General features: G+C 64.3%; 23 protein-coding genes. 11 read left to right on the forward strand and 12 right to left on the reverse strand.

The genetic code is table 11. From position 1 onward, the window contains the following. Window positions 1-12: 12 nt before the first annotated feature. The 3 genes from LNV06_RS11650 to LNV06_RS11660 all read right to left on the reverse strand — a co-directional run bounded on the left by LNV06_RS11650 (window position 13) and on the right by LNV06_RS11660 (window position 1,458). Window positions 13-795: a substrate-binding periplasmic protein gene (locus tag LNV06_RS11650; protein WP_263538454.1), complete on the reverse strand. Its 783-nt coding sequence runs from the start codon at window positions 793-795 to the stop codon at window positions 13-15. 91 nt (window positions 796-886) lie between these two features. Continuing rightward, window positions 887-1,078 (reverse strand): helix-turn-helix transcriptional regulator, encoded by a 192-nt coding sequence (locus tag LNV06_RS11655; RefSeq protein WP_263538455.1) that lies wholly within the window; start codon window positions 1,076-1,078, stop codon window positions 887-889. After that, on the reverse strand, window positions 1,078-1,458 hold the full coding sequence (locus tag LNV06_RS11660; protein WP_263538456.1) for a hypothetical protein: 381 nt from the start codon (window positions 1,456-1,458) through the stop codon (window positions 1,078-1,080). The genes LNV06_RS11655 and LNV06_RS11660 overlap by 1 nt, the downstream gene beginning before the upstream one ends. Window positions 1,459-1,885: 427 nt before the next feature. On the opposite strand from LNV06_RS11660, the gene LNV06_RS11665 reads away from it, so the two are divergent. Further along, window positions 1,886-3,697, forward strand: coding sequence for a M2 family metallopeptidase (locus tag LNV06_RS11665; RefSeq protein ID WP_263538457.1), 1,812 nt, complete (start codon window positions 1,886-1,888; stop codon window positions 3,695-3,697). A gap of 111 nt (window positions 3,698-3,808) precedes the next feature. Further along, window positions 3,809-4,459, forward strand: coding sequence for a glutathione S-transferase family protein (locus LNV06_RS11670; protein ID WP_263538458.1), 651 nt, complete (start codon window positions 3,809-3,811; stop codon window positions 4,457-4,459). On the opposite strand, the gene LNV06_RS11675 is transcribed toward LNV06_RS11670, so the two are convergent. The 3 genes from LNV06_RS11675 to LNV06_RS11685 form a co-directional block, all read right to left on the reverse strand. Next, window positions 4,456-4,929 carry a MaoC family dehydratase gene (locus LNV06_RS11675; protein ID WP_263538459.1) on the reverse strand — a complete coding sequence of 158 codons (474 nt, stop codon included), beginning with the start codon at window positions 4,927-4,929 and terminating at the stop codon, window positions 4,456-4,458. The two genes, LNV06_RS11670 and LNV06_RS11675, sit on opposite strands and share 4 nt — an antisense overlap. A 95-nt stretch (window positions 4,930-5,024) precedes the next feature. Further along, complete coding sequence (locus tag LNV06_RS11680; protein ID WP_263538460.1) at window positions 5,025-6,026, reverse strand: PEP-CTERM sorting domain-containing protein; 1,002 nt, start codon at window positions 6,024-6,026, stop codon at window positions 5,025-5,027. Window positions 6,027-6,218: 192 nt separating this feature from the next. Further along, the gene (locus LNV06_RS11685) at window positions 6,219-6,659 is read right to left on the reverse strand and encodes a hypothetical protein (protein WP_263538461.1); all 441 of its coding nucleotides are present in this window, start codon (window positions 6,657-6,659) and stop codon (window positions 6,219-6,221) included. 177 nt (window positions 6,660-6,836) lie between these two features. Here LNV06_RS11685 and LNV06_RS11690 point away from each other — a divergent pair, with 177 nt between their 5' ends. Together LNV06_RS11690 and LNV06_RS11695 are read left to right on the forward strand one after the other, a co-directional pair. Then, window positions 6,837-7,460, forward strand: a complete 624-nt coding sequence (locus tag LNV06_RS11690; protein WP_263538462.1) for a helix-turn-helix domain-containing protein — start codon at window positions 6,837-6,839, stop codon at window positions 7,458-7,460. Beyond that, the gene (locus tag LNV06_RS11695) at window positions 7,461-7,997 is read left to right on the forward strand and encodes a GNAT family N-acetyltransferase (protein WP_263538463.1); all 537 of its coding nucleotides are present in this window, start codon (window positions 7,461-7,463) and stop codon (window positions 7,995-7,997) included. A gap of 24 nt (window positions 7,998-8,021) precedes the next feature. Here the strand turns inward: LNV06_RS11695 and LNV06_RS11700 are convergent, their stop codons facing one another. Continuing rightward, window positions 8,022-8,990 (reverse strand): PEP-CTERM sorting domain-containing protein, encoded by a 969-nt coding sequence (locus LNV06_RS11700; RefSeq protein ID WP_263538464.1) that lies wholly within the window; start codon window positions 8,988-8,990, stop codon window positions 8,022-8,024. Between the two features lie 293 nt (window positions 8,991-9,283). On the opposite strand from LNV06_RS11700, the gene LNV06_RS11705 reads away from it, so the two are divergent. Both LNV06_RS11705 and gstA read left to right on the forward strand, forming a co-directional pair. After that, window positions 9,284-9,619 carry a PspC domain-containing protein gene (locus LNV06_RS11705; protein WP_263538465.1) on the forward strand — a complete coding sequence of 112 codons (336 nt, stop codon included), beginning with the start codon at window positions 9,284-9,286 and terminating at the stop codon, window positions 9,617-9,619. Window positions 9,620-9,691: 72 nt separating this feature from the next. Continuing rightward, window positions 9,692-10,300 (forward strand): glutathione transferase GstA, encoded by a 609-nt coding sequence (gstA, locus tag LNV06_RS11710; protein ID WP_263538466.1) that lies wholly within the window; start codon window positions 9,692-9,694, stop codon window positions 10,298-10,300. A 30-nt stretch (window positions 10,301-10,330) separates the two neighbouring features. On the opposite strand, the gene LNV06_RS11715 is transcribed toward gstA, so the two are convergent. The 4 genes from LNV06_RS11715 to LNV06_RS11730 form a co-directional block, all read right to left on the reverse strand. Further along, on the reverse strand, window positions 10,331-10,840 hold the full coding sequence (locus LNV06_RS11715) for a hypothetical protein (protein ID WP_263538467.1): 510 nt from the start codon (window positions 10,838-10,840) through the stop codon (window positions 10,331-10,333). A 117-nt stretch (window positions 10,841-10,957) separates the two neighbouring features. Then, window positions 10,958-11,662 carry an ABC transporter ATP-binding protein gene (locus LNV06_RS11720; RefSeq protein ID WP_263538468.1) on the reverse strand — a complete coding sequence of 235 codons (705 nt, stop codon included), beginning with the start codon at window positions 11,660-11,662 and terminating at the stop codon, window positions 10,958-10,960. A gap of 22 nt (window positions 11,663-11,684) precedes the next feature. Then, on the reverse strand, window positions 11,685-12,974 hold the full coding sequence (locus tag LNV06_RS11725; protein WP_263538469.1) for an FtsX-like permease family protein: 1,290 nt from the start codon (window positions 12,972-12,974) through the stop codon (window positions 11,685-11,687). An 8-nt stretch (window positions 12,975-12,982) separates the two neighbouring features. Continuing rightward, window positions 12,983-14,281, reverse strand: a complete 1,299-nt coding sequence (locus LNV06_RS11730; RefSeq protein WP_263538470.1) for an efflux RND transporter periplasmic adaptor subunit — start codon at window positions 14,279-14,281, stop codon at window positions 12,983-12,985. A gap of 162 nt (window positions 14,282-14,443) precedes the next feature. Here LNV06_RS11730 and LNV06_RS11735 point away from each other — a divergent pair, with 162 nt between their 5' ends. Together LNV06_RS11735 and LNV06_RS11740 are read left to right on the forward strand one after the other, a co-directional pair. Then, window positions 14,444-15,061: an NUDIX hydrolase gene (locus tag LNV06_RS11735; RefSeq protein ID WP_263538471.1), complete on the forward strand. Its 618-nt coding sequence runs from the start codon at window positions 14,444-14,446 to the stop codon at window positions 15,059-15,061. 117 nt (window positions 15,062-15,178) lie between these two features. Continuing rightward, the gene (locus LNV06_RS11740) at window positions 15,179-17,113 is read left to right on the forward strand and encodes a TonB-dependent siderophore receptor (RefSeq protein ID WP_263538472.1); all 1,935 of its coding nucleotides are present in this window, start codon (window positions 15,179-15,181) and stop codon (window positions 17,111-17,113) included. A 126-nt stretch (window positions 17,114-17,239) separates the two neighbouring features. On the opposite strand, the gene LNV06_RS11745 is transcribed toward LNV06_RS11740, so the two are convergent. Further along, window positions 17,240-18,076, reverse strand: coding sequence for a DUF3034 family protein (locus LNV06_RS11745; protein ID WP_263538473.1), 837 nt, complete (start codon window positions 18,074-18,076; stop codon window positions 17,240-17,242). Window positions 18,077-18,273: 197 nt separating this feature from the next. On the opposite strand from LNV06_RS11745, the gene LNV06_RS11750 reads away from it, so the two are divergent. The 3 genes from LNV06_RS11750 to LNV06_RS11760 are packed head-to-tail and all read left to right on the forward strand — an operon-like array spanning window position 18,274 to window position 21,837. Next, window positions 18,274-18,705, forward strand: a complete 432-nt coding sequence (locus LNV06_RS11750) for a group I truncated hemoglobin (protein ID WP_263538474.1) — start codon at window positions 18,274-18,276, stop codon at window positions 18,703-18,705. A 32-nt stretch (window positions 18,706-18,737) separates the two neighbouring features. Next, window positions 18,738-19,358 carry a methylamine utilization protein gene (locus LNV06_RS11755; protein ID WP_263538475.1) on the forward strand — a complete coding sequence of 207 codons (621 nt, stop codon included), beginning with the start codon at window positions 18,738-18,740 and terminating at the stop codon, window positions 19,356-19,358. Between the two features lie 49 nt (window positions 19,359-19,407). Continuing rightward, entirely contained in the window at window positions 19,408-21,837 is a 2,430-nt protein-coding gene (locus LNV06_RS11760; RefSeq protein ID WP_263538476.1) for a bifunctional diguanylate cyclase/phosphodiesterase, read from the forward strand. The last annotated feature ends 38 nt before the right edge of the window (window positions 21,838-21,875 follow it).

Here is a 21,875-nt window from a genome sequence, read left to right on the forward strand (position 1 = left end):
GTCCTGCCCGGCTCAGTGCTTGGGCGGGAACATCCAGCGCTCGTAGATCTTCTTGGCCGTGCCGTCTTCGACCATGGTCTTGAAGACGGCATTCACCTGCGCCTCGGCCGCCAGCTGGGTGGACTTTCTGGAGAACGCGACGGTCAGATGGGTGGTGTTGAGCACCAGCACATCGCCGAACTCGGCCTCCAGGCCGAATTTGTGAATCAGATGACCTAAGGTGGATAGCGATCCTGCGACCGCCTTGGCGTCTCGGTTCGCCACCGAGATGCGGATGGCCTGGGTGTAGTCCAGCACCAGCTCCTTGCGCACCGTCGGGTCGACGTCAAAGCGCGGGTCCACCTTCAGCCCGCGCGGCGCCGCGGTGACGATATTCTTGAGGTCCTCATAGCTCTTGAGTGGCACGCCTTGGCGCGCCCTGACGCCGAATTCCAGCGGTACGAGGGCCGTGCCGCGGCTGGCATAGGCAGCGCGGGCATCGCCCCAGGCCATGATGGAAAAATCAATGTCGCCCACCTGCAGATCGCGCTCCACGCGGGCGTAGGGGGTCAGCATGCGCACGGTGCTGTGGCCGCTGCGTCGCTCAAACTCTTTCAGCAGGTCGACGATGATGCCGACATAGGGCTCTTTGGCGCTGAGCGCAGGGTCCGGGTTGGGCTTGGCCCAGGGGTCGAACTGGATCAGATCGACCTTGAATTCCGCGGCGCTCGCGCAGGGCAGGGCCGCGCAGAGCAGCAGGGCGGCCAGAGTGCGCCGAATCGGGCAGCGCTTGGCGGAGGGAAGCGAGGAGGGCACAGGAAACACGAGCCCAATTTACACCAGCCTCCTCGGCTTTTTGGCCGGAACAAGGTCCCGGCATGCCTCTTCTTTCTTTGCTCTGCCTTTTTCAGTCGGCCGAGAAGATGGCCTCGATCGGCATTTCGAACACCTTGGCAATGTCGAATGCCAGGGGCAGGCTGGGGTCGTAGCGCTCGTTTTCGATCGCGTTGATGGTCTGGCGCGAGACCTTCAAGCGCTCGGCCAGTTCGGTCTGCGACCAGCCACGCTGGGCGCGCAGTTCACGCAAGAGGTTCTTCATTATTTGTAGCGCCTTGAAGCCAGCACCAAGCCGAGCATCCACAGCCCCGCCATCAAGGGCCAGATCACAAACATGCTCAGGCGCGGGTAGCCCAGGCCTTCCAGAAAACCGTAGCTGAAGCTGATGAACGCAGTGCCAGCAAAGGCCATGGCCAGCGCTTCGAACTGAACGCGGCGCTGCAGTTCGTCCAAGCGGCTGAGCTGCCGCAAGATTGCCCAGACCACCAGGGCACCCGGCAGCATGGGGCTGAGCGCCAGCAAATCACGCCAGGGCGTGGCCATGTCTTTCTGGCTGTTCAGCCAGCTGATGGAGCCGACCAAAACGCCGGTGTAGGCCAGCAGGGACAGGCCGAGTTCCTTGAAATATTGCGTGTGCTTCATGCTTGTTTTCTCCTTGGGGTGTAAAGCATGCTTTCCAATGTAGGGGAATTTGATTTGAATGTAAAGGGTGCTTTACATGAATGCTTGATATGGGGGCTTGAACTCACGCGTGAGGGGCGTTTCGCCGGGGGCCGGGCTCATCCACGGGCATCGGGCCTCACATGCTTGGAGTGGCGAATGGGCGCCCAAGCTCTTTGCCAATGAGGCCATTGAGTCGCGAAGTGCTTTGAGGACGGAGCGATCACAATCCGCCTTGCTTTGTGCAAATCAGCCCGAAGGCGGCCTGTTGGAGACTCGGGCAGAGCCCGGCAGTCGCAAGGCTGGAAATTTCGACCCAAGCAAACCAAACCAAACCGAAGCGAACCGATCGAGGAGTCTTATGCAATGTTCAAGCCTGTCCGTCCGCGGGTGGCTTCTGGCCACGACCGTGTTCATCTTTGCCAGCACGCAGGGTGCTGCGGCTGTTGCCGCCACGCTGCCTCAGGCTGACAAGCGCAAGGCCCCGACGGTCCAAGAAGCGGAGCGCTTTGTCCGGGAGGCGGAATTGCGTCTGGAGGCGCTGCTGATCAAGGCTCAGCGTGCCGAATGGGTGTCGCAGAACTTCATCACCGACGATACCCAGCAAATCACGGCCGAAGCCAATGAAGCCTTGCTGAAAGCCAATGGTGAATTCGCGCTGGCGGCCAGGCGCTACAAGGGTCTGAAGCTGCCCGCTGATACCGCCCGAAAGCTCAAGCTGATGCAGCTGACGCTGATGATTCCAGACGACCAGGAGCGCGCCCGCTTCACCCGTCTGGCCAGCAGCATGACCAGCGCCTATGGCATGGCGAAATACTGTCCGCAGCCGACCGACGGGTCCAAGAGTGGCTGCCTATCGCTGGACGCGCTGGAAAAAATCATGGCTGAAAGCCGCGATCCGGCGCAGCTGAAAGACGCTTGGATCGGATGGCATGCCCAGGCCAAGGCGTACAAGCAGGACTATGTGAGCTTTATTGCCCTCTCGAACAAGGGCGCTCGCGCCATGGGTTTTGCTGACACCGGTGCCCTGTGGCGCTCGGCCTATGACATGACGCCGGATGCCTTCACGAGTGACTTGGAACGGGCGTGGCAGCAAGTGAGGCCTTTGTACGACTCGCTGCACAGCTATGTGCGCCTCAAGCTGCGCCAGACCTATGGGCCAGACTTGGTGCCGGCCACCGGCCCCATCCCTGCGCACCTGCTGGGCAATATGTGGAGCCAGAGCTGGGAGAACATTTATCCCTTGGTCAAGCCCGGCACGCAAGCGGGCGACTACGACCTGAGCCAGGTCTTGGCCCAGCGCGGGACCTCCGCCAAGGAGATGATGAAGGTTGCCGAGGGCTTCTACACCTCACTGGGCATGGAGCCTTTGCCGGAGACCTTCTGGGAGCGTTCGCTCTTGATCAAACCGCAAGACCGTGAAGTGGTGTGCCACGCCTCCGCTTGGGACATCGATCAGCAGCAGGATGTCCGGGTGAAGATGTGTATCCGCCCGAATGAAGAGGACTTCATCACCATCCACCATGAGCTGGGCCACATCTACTATGACTTGGCTTATCGCGGCCAGCCCATGCTGTTTCGCAACGGTGCCAATGAAGGCTTTCATGAGGCCATTGGTGACACCGTGGCGCTTTCCATCACCCCAAACTATCTGCGAACGGTGGGCCTGATGAAGGCCGACGATCGCCCGGGTGATGACATCGACAACCTGCTCAAGCAGGCGCTCGCCAAGGTGGCCTTCCTGCCCTTTGCCTACAAGGTCGATGCGTGGCGCTGGCAGGTCTATGCCGGCCAAGTCAAGCCGCAGGACTATGACCAGGCGTGGTGGTCATTGAGCGAGACCTATCAGGGCATCTCGCGACCGGTGCCACTGCAGGCGGACGGATTTGATGCCGGGGCCAAGTACCACGTGGCGGCTGACACCTCTTATGCGCGCTACTTTGTGGCGCACCTGCTGCAGTTCCAGTTTCAGCGGGCCCTGTGTCGTGAGGCGGGCTACACCGGCCCGCTGCACAGCTGTTCGATCTACGGCAATCAAAAAGCAGGCGAAAAATTCCAAGCCATGCTGAAGCTGGGCGCCAGCAAGCCCTGGCCGGAAGCCCTCTACGCCATGACGGGCGAAAGGCAGCTCGACGGCAGCGCGCTGATTGAATACTTCCAACCCTTGAAGCTCTGGTTGGACCAGCAAAATGCGCAAGGCCTTGCCGTGAAGGCGCCTTAACTCCGCCTGGACCCCGCCACCGCCACCCGCAGCGATCACAGGGTACTTTCTTTCGATTTGAGGCCCCAGCTCTAACGTGCTGCCTGTACGTCTTTCAACCCGCTTCTCATCATGATTCAACTGCACTACTACCCCAGCAATGCCAGCATGGCCCCGCACCTCTTGCTGGAAGAAATCGGCCAGCCCTTCGAGCTGAAGAAGGTGGACCGCGAAAACAATGCGCACAAGTCGGCCGAGTACTTGAAGCTCAATCCGAATGGGCTGATCCCGGTGCTGGTCGATGGCGACATCGTGCTGTACGAGACCGCCGCCATCCTGATGCACCTGGCCGACACCCACCCGAACGCGCAATTGGCGCCGGCCCTGGGCAGCGCCGAGCGGGCGCAGTTCTACAAATGGATGGTCTGGTTGACCAACACCTTGCAGCCGGCCTTGCTGGCCTACTTCTACCCCGAGCGCTGGGTGAGCGAGGGCAATAGCAGCGGCGCTGCTGAGGTCAAGGCACAGGCCGAGGCGCGGGTGGTCAGCTTGTTGGCGCAGTTAGAAGCGCAGCTGGCGGCGCATGGCCAAGCCTGGGTGCTGGGCGCGAACTACAGTGCCGTCGATGCGCTGGCCTTCATGCTGTGCCGCTGGACGCGCGGTTTTGCCAGCCGCCCGGCGCGTGACTTTGCCCAAATCGGCGCTTATCTGCAGCGCATGGCGGCACGCCCGGCCTTACAGCGCATGATGGCCACCGAGCGCTTAAGCGCGCCCTGGTACTAAACCGCTGAGGAGCTGCTGCGGCGGGCGAACATGGTCCAGCCCTCCATGCTCAGCACCTGTTCATCAGCCTGGTTGAAGACCGCCCATTCGGAGCGCACCAGGCCGATCTGAGGTCGGCTCTGGCTGCCGCGCGCGGCCAGCACCGTCATGCGGGCACGCAGCGTGTCGCCCGGCCGCACTGGCTTGAGCCATCGCAGGCTGTCGATGCCGGGCGAGCCTTGGCTGGTCGAATCCAGCAAATAGGCATCGCACATCATGCGCATCAGCATCGCGCAGCTGTGCCAGCCGCTGGCCGATAAGCCGCCAAGCACCGAGGCCTCGGCGGCGACTTCATCCAAATGCAGGGGCTGCGGGTCGAAGGCGGCGGCAAAGGCCAGCACCTCTTCGCGGCTGACCTGCTTGCTCCCCAGGTCGAACACGCGACCGGGGCTGAAGTCTTCGAAGGCGTAGGTTTTGTGCGAGTCGCTCATGGGTGAGGACTATAGAGAAGCCTGAGGGCGCCAATGCCAGGGCTATGGCGGTGCCGGGCAGCCCCGGCAGGCCCAAGCTTTGCAGGCGCCGGGGCTCAGCCGCGCTTTCTACGCGCGACGGCCAGCACGCTCAGACCGGCCGCTAGCAGGAGCGCGCTGGTCGGCTCGGGCACGGCCGACAAGGTCTGGGCCGAAAACACCTGAGGAGCGCCAGTGCCGACGCTGAAGGTTTCGACCTTCAACGAATGCGAGAAATCGGCAAAGCCGCCGTTCTCGGCGCCGTTGAAGAGGTAGACCGACAGGAAGTAGAAGTACTTGCCGCACATGGGCGACACCAGGGTTTCGCAAGTGATCTGCGTGGGGTCGGCGGTCACGTGCAGCACGGTGTCCACGCTCTTGGTGGTGTCCAAGACCGAGGCCTGCGCGCCAAAGGTCGCGAGATTGCGCTGATGGGTGACCGGCATGCTTTGCAGCTCGGCCAGCAGCGCCGCGCCTTCGGCTGCAGGGTTCAGGCCTGCGCCGCTGACGAGGCTGTTGTAGCCCTCCGTGCTGCCATTGCTGAGGGAGCCCATGGCAAGCGCAGCCACGGCGGCACCCGAAGGATCAACACCCAGGCCGCGTGAGCCTGTCGCTCCGAGATGACCGCTGAGGCGGATGTCGAAGCTCACCGGCAAGTTGCTCGAGGAATAGCCCCAGTACCAGACCTGGGCCTGCGCTACAGCGGCAGTGAGCGTGCTGCCGGGATCCAGTCGGTCGATGGCACTGGCGGCGGCGCCCACGCCGTCGATGTGGGTCAACCCCAGCGCTGAGGCTGTTCTGCCTCCCGACATGAGCGTGCTTTCGGCGCGCAGATCAAACTGGGCCGGGTTGGGGACCGCATGGAACTGCTGCTGGGTGTCGTAGATCGCATCGATCGCCGTGCCAGCGGTGGCCAAGTTGCTGCCCAGATACCAACCATCGGGTACTGCGCCGGTGGCCAGGTAGGGCGCGAAGCTGCCCGGCAGAAATCCCGGTACGCTGACTTGAGCAGAGGCGGCGGGCGAAGCGCTGTACAAAGCAGCGAGGGCCAGGGCCGAGAGGTGCCACGAACGAAGCATGAAGCGATTCCTGTTGAGCGAGTCTGGGGCCGGATTCTAGGAGCCGACCTGGCCTGGCCACCGCAGGTCGCGCTCTCAATCTAGGGGGAGGCTGGCCCCTGACTCAATGGCCCATCACCCCGCAGCTCGGCCACTGCGGTCCTTGATACAGCCCAGTCCCCCGACCACTTCTTTGCGGGGATCAGCCCTTCTTCATGCCTTGGCGAGGAAGGCCGCCGCATCATCCGCTTCACACTTCCAATCGGCAAAGACCCCGACCAGATTGCATTCCACGCAGTGGCAAGCGATGTAGTACCAGCGCACCTTGTGGGTGCCCTCGACCACGGAGACGCCGGACATCAGCTCAAACACCTCGTTCTCGCACACGCACTCGTGCGTCTCGGGCACGGATCCTTCAAGGTGGTCCGCGCTATTGCCCATCAGGTGTTCCTGCCCGCAGTCGGTGCAGGTGCGGATCGCCACGCCGGCTTCTTCATCGCTCTGCAGCGCGAAGGTCCGGCAGCCGCAGTCGCATTTGGACGCGGCAAACCGGACGGCCTCATGGCGATTCGCAAGGCTGTAGCTGCGCAGCTCGGCTTGGGTGTCGCCCGACGTCGTCCCGTACCAGAACTCGCCCTTTTTCGTCAGTGCCATTGATGCTGCTCCATTCTTCAAGGGGGGCTTGCCGGCAGGACTGCTGCCAGGCTCGCCCCGATCAGCTGGATTTTGCCTGGAGGCTGGGCGAAACGTCGTTTGGGGCACTGATCGGGGTGGTCGCCAGAGATTGCAGCACTTGTCATGCCATCCATTTTTATGGATACTGATTCCATCATGCTGGAATCAACCGAAAACAGTCCCATCAACCAACGCATTGCCACCCGCTTGCGCAAGCTGCGGGCCGAGCGGGGTTTGTCCTTGGAGGCCTTGGCGACCTGCTGCGGCGTCAGCCGTTCCGCCCTGTCTTTGATCGAGCGGGCCGAGAGCAGCCCCACGGCGGTGGTCTTGAACAAACTGGCCGCAGGCTTGGGCGTGACCTTGTCTTCCTTGCTGGAAGAAGAGACTTTGGACGCCGCTGACACTGCGAAGTCAGTACCGGCTTCTCCGCTGGCCCGCCTAGAAGAACAATTTGTTTGGCAAGACCCGCTCACCGGCTATTTGCGGCGCAGCGTCTCGCCGGCCGCTGTGGGCTCGCCGATTCAGATCGTGGAGGTGCAGTTTCCGGCCGGCCAAAGGGTGGCGTTTGAGAACGCGCCCGGCGCCTTGGCCCAGCATCAGCAAATTTGGATGTTGGCCGGCGAGATGGAGTTTGGCATCGGTGAGGCCAGCCATCGTCTGAAGGCGGGTGACTGCCTGGCCTTCACGCTGGACCGGCCGACCTTCTTTTACAACCCGGGCGAACACAGCGCTCGTTATGCCGTGGTCATCGTGGCTGAAACCAAGCCAGGGAAGAAGTAAATGAACGCCACCGTATCGACCCCCCCATTGACGATTCGCCGGCTTGAAGCCGTGGAAGACGCCCAGATCGAGCAACTGGCCCAAGTCCTGCTGGACTGTGTGGCCGGCGGCGCTTCGGTCGGCTTTATGCAGCCCTTGGCCCCTGAAAAAGCACGCGCCTTCTGGCGCCGCATTGCCGCCGACGTGTCAACGGGTGCCCGTGCCTTGCTGGTGGCCGAGGACGCGCAAGGCATTGTCGGCACGGTGCATCTGGTGCTGGATCAGCCGGACAACCAGCCGCACCGGGCCGATTTGTCCAAGATGCTGGTGCACCGCCGCGCGCGCCGGCAGGGCCTGGGCGCCGCCTTGATGCGGGCCGCCGAAGATCTGGCGCGCGACTGCGGCAAGACGCTCGTGGTGCTGGACACCGCCACCGGCGGCGAGGCCGAGCGGCTCTACACGCGCTTGGGCTGGACGCCGGTGGGCGTCATCCCGGGCTTTGCGCTCTGGCCGGAAGGTGGTGCTTGCGGCACCACCTTGTTTTACCGCGCGATCTGAGCCGATTCGGCCCGGCCCTTCACTTCAGCCGCGCTTTTGCAGGCGCGTCCAGCCCAGCAGACCAATCAGACCCAGCGAGGCCAGCAAAGCACTGGCCGGCTCGGGCACGGCTGCCGCCACGCCCAGGTACTGATAGCCGCTGTCCGAGCTGAAGCTGGCACCATCGGCCACTTGCAGGCCCAGATAGTCCGAGTGCGAGGCATCGCTGCTCAGCGAGCAATTGGCCAGATGGAAGCAGCGCACGCTGTTGTAAGCGGTGTAGCTCAGCTGAATATCGGTGCGCGTCGGCAGCAGCAGTGACAACTCCAGCGAGCCCGTGTAGCGGCCGTTGTCTTCGTTTCCATTGGTGTAGATGCCGTCCGGCCCGCCCAGGGCAACCTCACGGAACAAGTACTTGGACAAGTTCTCGCGCTGGGTGATGAACTGCTGCGTTTCCGGTGGGCAGTACATGCCGTCGCTGCCCAGATTGGTGCAGGTCGCACCCGGGTCGTAAGTGGGGTTGGCGACCTCGTAGCTCAGCGACAAGTCGCGGAAAGAGTTGGCCTGCATGAAGTGAGACAAACCGCCCACGCGGGCAAAGGCCTCAAAACCCAGGCCGGCGAACACGGTGTCGTAGTTCAAGGTCCACTTGACGGCCACATGATCGCCCGGGCCTTCAAAGCGCAGGCGGTCGCTCATGTCCAGGCGGGTGTAGGCATCGGCAATATTGGTTTGCTCGGTGAAGCCGCTCATCTGGACCTGAGTGATCGACTTGAACATGCCGGTGCTGGGGTCGGCCCAAACATTGAGCGTGGCGGCCACACCGCCGGCCACGGCGCTGATCGGCCCCTGGCTGCTGAAGTTGCCGCTCGTCACGCTGTCGGGGAAGTTGTAGACAAACTGCTGGGTGGCTTGGTTCTCGGCGCTGGCACCGAACTGCAGCGAGGCCGCTGCTTGGGCGTTCAGGGCGGCGCAGCTCAACAGGGCAGCAAGGCAGACTTGGGTAGGAGTCACGGGCGTCCGATTCAAAAGAGTGGCAACAAGGCTCGGGGTTATACCTAGCTCAGTCGGATACGGCACTCCCTGAGCTGCGGGATGCTGAAAGTCAGCCCAGCGAGTCAAGTCAGTCGCTCAAGGGCACGGCGGACAAAAGCCTTGGCCAACCATCACGGCAAGTGCCACCTTCAGGCGGCTCATTTGCCGCTTCATCGCAAGGCCGTGAATGCGTGCAGGTACCGGGTTAAGCTCTCAGCATCGTGACCGTGTTTACGGGATACGCCGCAAACTCAAAGCCGGAGGAAATTGCCATGTCAGACAGCATCGAATTGGAAAAACTGGCCGAACTGCACCAGCGCGGCGTTTTGAGCGCGGAAGAGTTCGCCCGCGCCAAAGAGCGCTTGCTGAGTGGCTCAACCGCCAAGCCCCATGCGGCTTCCGGCGAGATTCCGGGCATGGCCGCCATCAACGAACTGCGCCGCAGCCGCGAGGACCGTTGGCTGGGCGGTGTGTGCGGCGGCATCTCGCGCATCACCGGCATCGATGCCTGGATCTGGCGTCTCTTGTTCACCTTGCTGGTCTTGTGTGTGGGCACGGGCTTGTTCGTCTACGTCTTGCTGTGGATCTTCGTACCCGAAGACCAATAAGCCGTTGTCACGCGGACTTTTGCAAATGCGCGTAGGCTTGCGCGCTTGTCTGTTTGCAAGGAACCCTGAACCATGAAGCTCTATTACAGCCCCGGCGCTTGCTCCCTGTCTCCCCACATCGCGCTGCGCGAAGCGGGCTTGGCTTTCGAGCTGGTGCTGGCCAGCACCAAGACCAAGAAGCTGCAAGACGGCACCGACTTCTTCACCATCAACTCCAAGGGCTCGGTGCCTGTGCTGGAGCTGGACAATGGCGAGCGCCTGACCGAAGGCCCGGCCATCGTGCAATACATCGCCGACCAGGCCCCGGCTTCAAACCTGGCGCCGGCCAACGGCACTTTTGCCCGCTACCGTCTGCAAGAGTGGTTGAACTTCATCACCTCCGAGCTGCACAAAGGCTTCTCGCCACTGTTCAACCCGGCCACGACTGAAGAGTACAAGCCACAAGTGCGCGCCAAGCTGGCCGAGCGTTTCGCTTGGGTGGACGCGCAACTCGAGGGCAAGACTTATCTGCTGGGCGAACAGTTCAGCGTGGCTGACGCCTACCTGTTCGTGGTGTCGAACTGGGGCCAATACGTTGGCGTGGAAGTGGCCGCTTATCCGAATCTGGTGGCATTCCGTGCCCGTGTGGCTGCGCGCCCGGCGGTGGTCGAGGCGATGAAGGCGGAAGGCCTGATTCGCTGAAGCGGCGGATCGTAGGCCGCCCGCTGAGCCTCAGATGGCGGCTTGCTTATGAGTTGGCGCGGTAGCCTCGGGCGTTAGGCCGCGAACACCAAGGTTGAACTTGATGGCCTTGTCCGGGGACTGCGCCTCCACGGCAATTGAAGTTCCGTTGGGGATCAGATAGTTTTGTTCAAACTCCAGCTGCCAGTCTTGCGGGCTGGTTTTTGAATCAAGTCGTACGGCCACCGCCACTGGGTCGTTCAGGCGCTGGGCGGCAGCGGGGAGCTTCCCTGGTAGCGGACGACTGACGCGAAAGGTGTAACGCCGCTCCGGCCCTTGAATCCCGGTTTCTTGAAACGCCAGGGAGGCCGGCTCGCCCTCTTTCAGTCGCAGCTCAAAGCGGTGGTCATCGCCGCGGATTTGCAACTGAAACCATTGTGCGGCCGATTCCTCGCTGGCGGCCGGGTTGGCGGCATGAGCCAGTGTCCCCACGGCGGCAATTGAGCCGAGAGCCAAAGCAGCGCCCGTCATGGCGGACTTCAATGCGAGGCTTCGATACATGAGGGCTCCCGGGATGAAAAAGGGGGGCTGGGCGATGTGGCGCATGAATGGTCTAACGTTAAGAGACCACGCCATCCTTGGCATGCTTGTTTACCCTAATTGCGCGGTGCTGCGTGCTCAGCCGCTGACCATGCCGTCAATCACCTGAATGGTGCGGTCGCAGCGCTGCGCCAACTCGGGGTTGTGGGTAACGAAGAGGATGGCCGTGCCCTGCTCTTGGTTGACGCGGCGCAGCAGCTCAAAGACGGCGTCGGCGCTCTTGGTGTCGAGATTGCCGGTGGGCTCATCGGCGAGCAAGAGCGCCGGCTTCATGGCCAGCGCGCGGGCCACGGCGACGCGCTGCTGCTGACCGCCACTGAGATTGCCGGCCAGATGGTCTTGCCAGGGCGTCAGGCCGACGCTGGCGATCAGCGTCTGGGCTCGCTCATACATTTCAGCATTCGGGAATCCCGCCGCGCCCAGCATCGGCATCATCACGTTCTCCAGCGCGGTGAAGGCGGTGATCAGGTGGTGGTACTGGAACACAAAGCCGATGTTGTGGCCGCGCAAGCGGGTCAAGGCCGGGTCGTCCAGCTGAGTGGTCTCTTCGCCGCAGATGGCCAAGGTGCCGCTGCTGGGCCGGTCCAGCAAGCCGACGATATTGAGCAGCGTGCTTTTGCCCGAGCCCGAGGGGCCCATCACCGCGCAGAATTCGCCGCGGTGCAGCGTCAGGTCGATGCCGTGCAGGATCTCGGCCTCGATGGAGGTGCCGGGGTTGAAGACCTTGCGCACCTCGTGCAGGCGCACGATCTCCTCGCGGGCTGGCGCTGTGGCGGCATCCACAGTGCGCCTTAGGGGCTGCATCTCAAGCACGGATCGCCACCACCGGGTCCAGCCGCGCCGCGCGCAACGCCGGCGCAAAGGCGGCGATCAAGCCGGTCAGCGTCGCCAGCAGCAGGGCGGCGGCGAACAAACGCGGGTCGAACACCAGCGGGAACAGCGGCGTGCCATCGGCATTGCGTGCATAGCGCTGCCACAAGCCTAAGGCGAGGGCGCCGATCGCGCTGCCTGCCAGCGAGCCGCCCAGGCCCAGCAGGCCGCCTTGCAGCAAAAACACCCGCAGGATCTGGGCCTGTGAAATACCCATGGCCCGCAGAATGCCGATCTCTCGCGACTTCTGCACCACCACCACCACCAGCACGCTGGCAATGCCAAAGGCCACGGACAGGCCAACAAAGAAGCGGATCGCGGTATTGGCCGTGGTCTGCGCGCTCACCGCTGAGAAAAACTGCGCGCTCGATTTGATCCAGCTGTCCGCCTCAACGCCGGTGCTGGCGGCAATCAGCTGCGCGATGCGTTCGGCCGCGTAAACATCGGCCACCGTCACATCCAGGCTGGTGACGCCGCCGGGCAGGCCCAGCAGGCTCTGGGCCGTGTGTAAGGTGACAAAAGTGCTGCGCAAATTGGCGCCTTTGTTGCCGAGGTCGAAGATGCCGGCGATGCTCAGCGTGCTGACGCTGGCGGGTGTGGCGGCGCTGTTGCCATTGCTATTGCCATTGCTACCACCGCCGCTGGCCGTGGTCAGGCGCAGCTTGTCGCCCACAGCTACGCCAAGGTCATGGGCCAGGTCCAGGCCAATCAAGATGTCGGTGGCATTGATCTGGCCTTGGCCGCGCACCAGCTTGTCTTGCAGGTCCACGATGCGGTAGTAGAGCTCGGGCTCGATGCCATTGACCGAGATCGCCCGGCTGGCATTGCCGCGTAGCAGCAGGGCCGAGCCACTGGCCAGCGGCGACACCACCACCACGCCGGGCGTGCTGCGCGCCTGCGCGGCCACGGCCTGCCACTGGTCGATCGACTTGAGTTTTTGCAGCGGCGGCTGGACGATGGCGCCCGGCTGCTCGAGCGCTGTGGCCGCTCGCAGGGCGCGGGTCACTTGCTGCGGCGGCAGCAATTGGATGTGCGCTTGCGCCGACAAAACGCGCCGAATGAAATTGCCTTGCAGCCCCGACAGCAGGGCCGACATGAACACAATCACGCCCACGCCGATGGCCACGCCCACGATGATGAACAGCGTTTGCAAGCGCCCTTCGCGCAAAAAGCGCAGGGCGACGATCCACTCGAAGGGCAGGTAGGGCGGCAATTTGCTGCTCATACGGCGCATCAGGGCAGGGTGGCTTGAGGCGCGGCGCTGGCGCTGCTGCCCACAGACGACGGCGCGCCGGCCTGGGCTGCTGTCGGTTTGACACGCACCCGCGCGCCAGCGGCCACCGGCTCATGGCTCAGCACCACGGTGTCGCCCTCGGCCAGGCCTGAGAGCAGCTCGGCATAGCCGCCGCTGCGCAAACCGAGACGCAGCTCGCGGCGGCTCAGGTGCTGGTCGGCGTCGACTCGCAGTGCCCAAGGCGTGGCGCTGTTGGCCTCATGCACCGCAATCAGCGGCAGCAGCAAGGCCTTCGGCTTGCGAGCCACCTCGATGTCTACCGAAACCGTCATGTCCTGGCTCAGCTGCGGCGGCGGGCGGGGTACGTCCAACTTCACTTCGACGGCACCGGTCTGCGCATTCACGCCGGGGTTGATGAAGACCAACTCGGCGGCAAAGCGCTGCTCGGGGAAGGCGTCGGCTGAGGCCAGCGCTTTTTGGCCCGGCGCGATCAGGCGCAGATTGCGCTCGTCGATGCTCAAGACCAATTGGCTGCGGCCGCTGGGCGACAGGGTCATCAAGCGCTTGCCGGCTTGCACCACATCGCCCACCTCCACATCGCGGGTGATCAAGGTGCCGGCACTGGGAGCCAGGATGCGGGCATAACGGCTGCGCGCAGCGGCGGCCTCGGCGCTGGCTTGGGCCTGGGCCAGCGCGGCTTCGGCGAGGGCATGGTCGCTGCCGCTGGGGCGCAGCGATTCGCTTTGTTTTTGGCTCAGACGCCACTGCGACTCGGCCAGCACGAGGGCGGTGCCGGCTTGGTCCAGCGCGGCCTCGCCGATGAAACCTTGCTCGAACAAGGCCTGTTGGCGGCGCAGCTGCGCTTGCGCATTCGTCCAGTTGGCTTGGGCTTGGCGCTGCTGCTGTTCGGCCACGGGCGCTTGCAATTCGGCCACCTGCCTCACACGCGCTTGGGCCTGGCGCACGGCCAGCTCGGCTTGGCGTTGGCTGGCGCGCAACTCGGTGGACTCCAGCTCCACCAAGACGGCGCCGGCCTCGACCATTTGCCCTTCGGCCACGGGCACGCGAGCGACGGTGCCGGTGATCTGCGCGGCAATGTCCACCCGGTGCGGTGTTTCGACCCGGCCGCTGGCCACCACCGACTGCACGAAATCACGCCGCAGCACCTGCTCGGTGGCAACCTCCGGCCCTTGCCAGCGCCGCCAGCCGATCAGCAGGCCGCCCAGCAACACGGCCACCAGCGCCCAGCGGGACTTCCATCCCAGGCCGTGAAGCCAGGTCGCGGGGTTCAATTTCATGCAAGGCAGCCCATGGTGAATTTGCAGTCAGTCTCGGCGCGTGCGGCTGGCCGCGTCTTGCGCTAGATCAAGCCTGCCGCAGTGGCCCAAGCCGTGCCCCTGCCTTGCTGTTTTGGCGCATCGGTCCCAGGTGAGCCTGGGCTTGCTGGGAGAATCCGGCGCATGTCGACCCCTTCACTTCGAGCGCAGGCGCAGCAGATCCTGACTGTCTATTTGGCGCGAGCATTCCCCGATGAGTCTGCGCGTTTGCAGGCCCTGTCCCAACAACTCGCTGAAGATGCACAAGACCCGTTTTGCCGCAGCAATCTGCGCGGCCACATCACCACCAGCGCGGTGGTGCTGGACCCGGCGGCGCAGCAGCTCTTGTTGATTCACCACAAGACCCTGGACCGCTGGTTGCAGCCCGGCGGGCATTTCGAGCCGAATCAGGCGGCCGACCCTTTGCTGGCCTCGGCCCAGCGCGAGGCGAGCGAGGAAACGGGCGTCAGCCAGCTGCTGCCGCACCCCGAGTGGCGCGACCCGGTCTCGGGCTTGGCGCTGCCGTTTGACATCGACAGCCATCCGATTCCGGCCAACCCGCGCAAGCAAGAAGGCCCGCATTGGCATCATGACTATGCCTATCTGCTCTTGGCCGATGCGGCGCAGAGTCTGAGCCCGCAAATCGCCGAGGTGCATGCGGCGGCCTGGCTGCCCTTGGCCGAGCTGGCGCAGCTGCCGGATCAGCGCATGCGGCTTCTGGGGGAGAAGCTGTCGCGCTTGGGGCTCACCACCGCCCCCTGACTTTCGCTTGGGTCATTTGGATCGCCTAGACTGCGCGGCTTTGCGCGCTCTTGCTTGCTTTTGCACGAGCGGCGCGCTTGACCTCAGGGCGGCCATCTCAAGAGCGGCCTCGCAGACATGAAGCTTCGATTTTCAGCCCCGGCTTTGCCGACGACTCTCGCTCTGTGCCTGGCCGCACTGGGCTCCGCCCAGGCCAATGACGCCGCTGTACAAGCCGCCAGCGATGCCTTTGGCACCAGCATCGGCCGCGAGACCATTGGCCTCTACACCAGCAGCAGCGTGCGCGGTTTTTCGCCCACGGCGGCAGGCAATGTGCGGCTCGAAGGTTTGTATTTCGACCAGGTCTGGGGCATCAGCGCACGCTTGCGCGAGTCCAGCAAGGTGCGTGTCGGCCTGTCGGCACAAGGCTTTGCTTTCCCCGCACCGACCGGCATCGTGGACCACAGCCTGCGTCGTCCGCTCGACGAGGGCCGCAGCAATGGTCAGTTGATGCTGACCACCGACAGCTGGGGCGGCCAGTTTCTGGACCTGGACTTCAACCAAAGCCTGGCCGAGGGCAAGGCCGCCGTGACCGGTGGCCTGTCGCTGGGCCTGCCCGAGTACACCAACGGCACCAAGGGCCAGTACGGCACTGGCAGCTTGGCCTTCTGGTGGCGGCCGCAGGCCAGCACCGAAGCCATGGTCTTCGTCTCGGCCATCGACACGCCTTTTGACCGCACCGGCCCGCAGGTCTCCAGCGCCGACGCCGAGCTGCCGCCTTTGGGCGAGCAGCGCAAGTTCCAAGGGCCCGACTGGGCCAGCTACCGTGGTACCGGCCGCAACTATGGCGGCTTGTTGCGCCATGCCTTTGATGCGCAATGGCAGCTGCGCGCTGGGCTCTTCCACTCGGAGTCCGATGACCGGTCGGGCTTCAGTAATCTGCTCTTGAATATGCGGCCGGACGGCACGGCGCAGCGCCTGATCATTGCCGATGCGCCCAGCAAAGTGGCGTCTGACAGCGGCGAGCTCCGCCTGAGCTGGGCCTTCAGCCCGGCGCCCTGGGCGCAGCGGGTGCATCTGCAGTTGGCCGGCCGCGCGCGCGATCGGCGTTTGGGCGATTCGCAGACCTTTGATTACGGTCGCGTCAGTCAGACCGAGACCTTCCAGCCGCCCGAGCCGGTGTTCAGCTTCGACCCACGCCAAAGCCTGGACGAGGTGCGCCAGTCCTGGCTGGGCCTGGCTTATGAGTTGCGCTGGGCGCAGCAGCTGGAGCTGAACCTCGGCGTGCAGCAAACCCATTACCGCAAGCGCGTCAGCCGCCCCGATCAGCCCATGGCCGAAACCAGCGACGCGCCGCTGCTCTACAACCTCAGCGCCGCCTGGCATTGGAGCCCGACGCTGGCTTTCTACGCCGGCCTGACCCATGGCCTGGAAGAAAGCGGCGTGGCCCCGGGCAACGCCAGCAACCGCAATCAAGCCATGCCGGCCATCAAGACCTCGCAACACGATGCCGGTCTGCGCTGGCAGTTGCACCCCAAGATGAAGCTGGTGGCCGGTGTGTTTGAGGTGCGCAAGCCCTATTACAACCTCGACGCCAAGCAGCTCTACAGCGAGCTGGGCGATGTGCAGCACCGCGGCATTGAGATTTCGCTGAACGGCCAGCCGGCGCCCGAGTGGCAGCTGGTGGGCGGCGCTGTGCTGATGCAGCCGCGCGTGCTGGGCGAGGGCGTGAGCCTGGGCCGTGTTGGCGCCAAGCCTGTGGGCCAGCCGGAACGAGTCTTCAAGCTCAACACCGTCTGGCGGCCCGCGGCTCTGGGCGGCTTGAGCCTGGATGCCGGCCTGACGCACAACGGCGCCATGCCCGCCACACGCGACAACCGCGTCGAGCTGCCTGCCATCACCGAGCTGGATCTGGGCCTGCGTTGGCCCTTCCAGTTAGGCGCCCAGCCCTCGGCCCTGCGTCTGCTGCTCAGCAATGCGCTGAATCGCCGCAGCTATGAGCTGCGCGGCAGCGGCAGCTATGCCGAGCGACCCGGCCGCCTGCTGGCGCTGACGGTCGATACCCGCTGGTAACAAGTAACGACTTGAAAGCAGCGAAGAAAACCCAGCTAAGCGATTCTGCCTAGGCGGCCCGGCGTAGACAGTACTGGCGTACGGCAAGCCGGGCCAACGCCGCCAGAAGGGTTTTATTCGCTGCGCTCAGAACTGCGCTTGCAGTGAGACGTAGCTGCTGCGCTGCTGGGTCTTGTTGGCAATCTGGCCCAGGTCCAGATAGGCCACGGTCAGGTTCAGGTTCGCTTGGGGCCACCAAGTCACAAAAAGATCCAGTGCGCGGGTTTCGGGCGCGGCGCTCAGCAGGCTGGGCTTGCTGCGCCACTCCAGCCCCAAGCCCAGGTTGTCGCGCGGCAGCACGACCAGTGAGCCCTCGGCATGCAGCTGGCGAGACTGGCCGCGGTCGCCGCCAAAACCGAGCAAGCCCATTTGGTTGGCCCGCGTGCCGCGCAGCGTCAGATTACCCAGCAGATTGAAGCCACCGGCCGCACCCAACCAGAGCTTGGTGGCGGCGATATAGGGCTCGGTGTCTTGGTCTTGCCGGGCGCCCAGCAAACGCGGCACGGCCGGGTCGCGGTTGCGCTTGTGTTGCAGGCCCAGGGCAATTTGCGGCAGCCAGCTGTCGGCCTCATACACCGCGTCGCCCAAGACGCGCCACTTCAGCCCCAGCACCTCCAGGCCCAGGCTTTGGCCGGGTACGGTGTCCGAGAGGCCAAAGCGCCAGCGCGCCAGCGACAGTTCCAGCCGGTCATAAAAACCCACGGCAGCACCGCCGGCTTCCAGCACATAGCCGCCGCGGGTCTCCACCCGGGTGACAAAGGCCGAGGCGCCGATCTGGTCGCGGCTGCCGCTGCCGGCAATCACCGCCCAGGGGCTGAGTCCCCCGCCGGCCGCGCCTTCCACCTGGCTGACGCCGGAGCTGCCCAGCAAGCGGTCGCCTGCACGGCTGGCTTGGGGGAGCAAGGCCAGCAGAGTGAGGCTCAAAGCGCTGAGGAGGCGGAGGGGAAGGGCAGAAGTCACAAGCATGGCTCGCATGTCTCAAGTCAAGGGGGCGAAGGTCGATAAGAGGGGGCTGGGGGGTGATGGGCCACCATCGTCAGCCCCGCGCCTCCTCCGTCATCGGACTTTTTCTACGCGGCTGAAGCTAAAAATCCACTTCAGCTCAATTCACGGTTCTTGCCATGTTCGCCATCTGCCAACGCCTGCTGCTTTGCTTTGCTGTTTTCGCCCTGTCGGCCTGTGCGCTGACGCCACCTGCCGGCAGCTTGTACGAGCGCCTGGGCGGCCAGACCGGCGTGTCGGCCTTGATGGGCAAGACCCTCAGCCGCGCCGCCAAGGACGCCCGCACCCAGCGCAGCTTTGACGGCATCAAGCTGGCGGCCTTGGAAGAAAGCCTGACCGAGCAGATCTGCGCGCTGGCCGGCGGCGGCTGCAAGTACCAGGGCCAGGCCATGGAGCCGGTGCACCGTGATCTGCGCATCAGCCATTCGGAATTCGACGCTTTTGTGGAGATCTTGCGCCAGGAAATGGACGCCGCTGGCGTCGCTGCCCGCGAGAAGAATGAGCTGCTGCGCCTGCTGGCGCCGATGAAACCGGCTATCGTCAAGCCTTGAGCAAGCCGCCCGGCCTGCTGGAACGGAAGACGATGAAAACATCAGTTTTGCGCTTGCTGCAAGGCGGTGCTTGTATGGCGGCCGCCCTGGGCAGCCCGGCCTTGCAAGCCCTGCCTTGGACCGTGCAGCTCACCAACGCCGCCGGCAAGCCGCTGGCCGGCGCCGCCGTGGCGGTGGAGGTCTCGGGGCGCAGCAGCAAAACCAGCACGGCCAAGGCCGAGATGGGCCAGCGCGAGCGGCAGTTTCAGCCGGCGGTGCTGGTGGTGCAGACCGGCACGGCGGTGTCGTTTCCTAACTTTGACGTGGTGCGCCACCATGTCTATTCCTTCTCGCCGATCAAAGTCATCGACCTGAAGCTGTATTCCGGCACGCCGGCCGAGCCTATTGTTTTTGACAAGCCCGGCGTGGCCACCCTAGGCTGCAATATCCATGACCGCATGAGCGCTCACATCGTGGTGGTGGACACCCCGGTCTTTGCCGTGACCGACGCGAATGGCCTGGCCAAGTTTGAGCTGCCGGCCGGCGAGCACCGCATCAAGGCTTGGCATGCCAGCCTGAAGACGCCCAGCTTGCAGGCCTTGCCGCAGCCCTTGAGCGTGGGCTCAGAGGCCCAGGCCAGCGGCGCGGCCAGCAAGCTGGTGTTAAGCGAATGAAGAGCTGGCGCGAAAGGCCTAGGACCAAAGACCGAAGATCGAACGGAAGATGCCTGACTACCTGAACCTGCGCCGGCTTGAGGGCCGCATCGTCGCTCTGTTCCTGGCCTTGCTGCTGGTGGTGCAGTTCGCCAGCTTTGGACTGATTCGCTCCAGCATCGCTCGCAATGCCGATGCCTCCATTGCCTCCGAGTTGAAGACCGGCGAGCGCATCTTCCGCCGCCTGCTGAGCCAGCGCGCCGACAAGCTGCATGACGCCGCCGAGCTGCTGGCCAAGGACTATGGCTTCATCGACGCGGTGGGCCTGCCGCTGGCCGAGCAAGGCACGGTCGAGACCATCAAAGACGCGCTGGCCAACCAAGGCGATCGCATCGGCGCCAGCTTGGTGGCTTACTTTGACAATGATCTGAAGCTGGTGGCCGCCACCCGCGACGATGCGGCCTTGATTTCCGAGTTGCAGACCGAGCTCAAGCCCGGAGCCAAGCCAGAAGCCAAGCCAGAAGCCAAGCCCGATGCCGAAACCGCAAGGCTGGCGCTGCTGGGCGGCCAGGTCTATCAGCTGGCTTGGGCGCCGGTGAAAACGCCGGCCCAGGTCGGCTGGATTCTGATGGGCTTTGCGCTGGAGAACGTGGTGCTGCAGGACTTGCAGCAGCTCTCCGAGCTGCAAGCGGTGCTGGTGCGACAAGACCAACCTGGCCATTGGCTGCGCTTGCTGAGCCTGCTGCCCGCCGAGATGGCGCAAACACTGGTGGCGCAGATCCCTGCTGAAAGCGGCTTGTTTGCCGCCTCCGCCGGTGGCGAAAACATGCGCGGCTTTTTGGCGCCTTTGCTGGACCCAGTGCAAGGCGCTCAGCAGCGCCTGGGCGTGCTGCTGCTGCGCTCTTTTGACGAGGCGGTGGCGCCTTACCGTGATTTGCAGCTGACCCTGCTGGCCCTGACCCTGATTGGCGTGGCTGTGTTCGCGCTCGGCTCGGTGCTGATGGCGCGGCGCATCAGCGGGCCGGTCAAAGACCTGGCACGCGCCGCCGAACAACTCGGCCGGGGTGACTATCAAACGCCGGTGCAGCGCGCCTCGGGCGATGAGGTGGGCGACCTGGCCGCCGCCTTTGAGGCCATGCGCCAAGGCATTCAGGCCCGCGATGCGCGGCTGAACAAACTCGCGTTTACCGACGCCTTGACCGGCTTGCCGAATCGTTCCGGCTTCAGCGAAGGCCTGCAACAGCGCTTGCGCGGCGAAGCGCAGCCGCTGGCCGTCTTGCTGCTGGGCCTGGACCGTTTCAAGCATGTCAACGATGTGCAGGGCCATGACTTCGGCGACCAGCTCTTGTGTGCGGTGGCCGCGCGCTTGCAGCGCCTGTTCGCGGGCCGCTCCCACACCTTGGCGCGTTTGGGCGGCGATGAGTTTGTGCTGCTGCTCACCCAGGCCGATGAAGCGGCGGCGCGGGCCGCAGCCGAGCAGATCCGCAAAGACTTTGAAACCGCTGTGTCCTTGCAAGACCAGATGGTGGACCTCAGTGCCAGCATCGGCATCGTGCTGGCTCCACAGCATGGGCAAGAAGGCAAACAGCTGCTGAGCCGCGCCGCGCTGGCCATGTATGCCGCCAAGAAGCGGCAAAGCGGCTGTGTGGTCTACACCGCGCAGCTGGATGTGGGCAGCCAAGAATCGCTGTCGCTGCTGGGTGACTTGCGCCGCGCGGTGGAGGGCGGCCAGCTGCGTCTGTATCTGCAGCCCAAGGTGGACCTGCAAAGCGGCCGCGTCATCAGCGCCGAGGCCTTGGTGCGCTGGCAGCACCCCGAGCGCGGCCTGGTGCCGCCCATGCAGTTCATCCCCTTTGCGGAGCAGACCGGCTTTATCCGTGAGCTGAGCCGCTGGGTCATGGCCGAGTCGGTGCGCGCCTGGGCACAGCTGCGGCAGCAAGAGCTGGCGCTGCGCATCAGCGTCAATCTCTCCACCCGCGATTTGATGGACATCGACCTGCCGGCCAAGATCGCCGCCTTGCTGGCCGCGCATGAAGCGCCCACCGAGGCGCTGTGCCTGGAGATCACCGAGAGCGCCATCATGGACGACCCACAGCGCGCGCTCGACACCCTCAATGAGCTGCACGCCATGGGCTTCAAGCTGTCGATTGACGACTTCGGCACCGGCTACTCCTCGCTGGCGTATTTGAAGGGCCTGCCGGTCGATGAGCTGAAGATCGACAAGAGCTTTGTGCTGGCGATGGAAAGCGATGTGGGCGACGCCAAGATCGTGCGCTCCACCATCGAGCTTGCCCACAATATGGGCCTCAGCGTGGTGGCCGAGGGTGTGGAAACCGGCAAGGCCTGGAAGATGCTGGCCGAACTGGGTTGCGATGAGGGTCAGGGTTACTTCATCGCCAAGCCCATGCCGCAAGAGCAGCTGGCCGCCTGGCTGCAGGCCTGGCGTGCGCCAGACCTGAGCCAGGAGTCGGTCGAGACCTTGATGGGCGCCTTGGGTTGAAGAACGAGGCTGAGTCCAGCCCCGCCGTTCAGCCTCAG

It is taken from the genome of Paucibacter sp. Y2R2-4, from assembly GCF_025717535.1.
Lineage (GTDB): Bacteria > Pseudomonadota > Gammaproteobacteria > Burkholderiales > Burkholderiaceae_C > Paucibacter_A.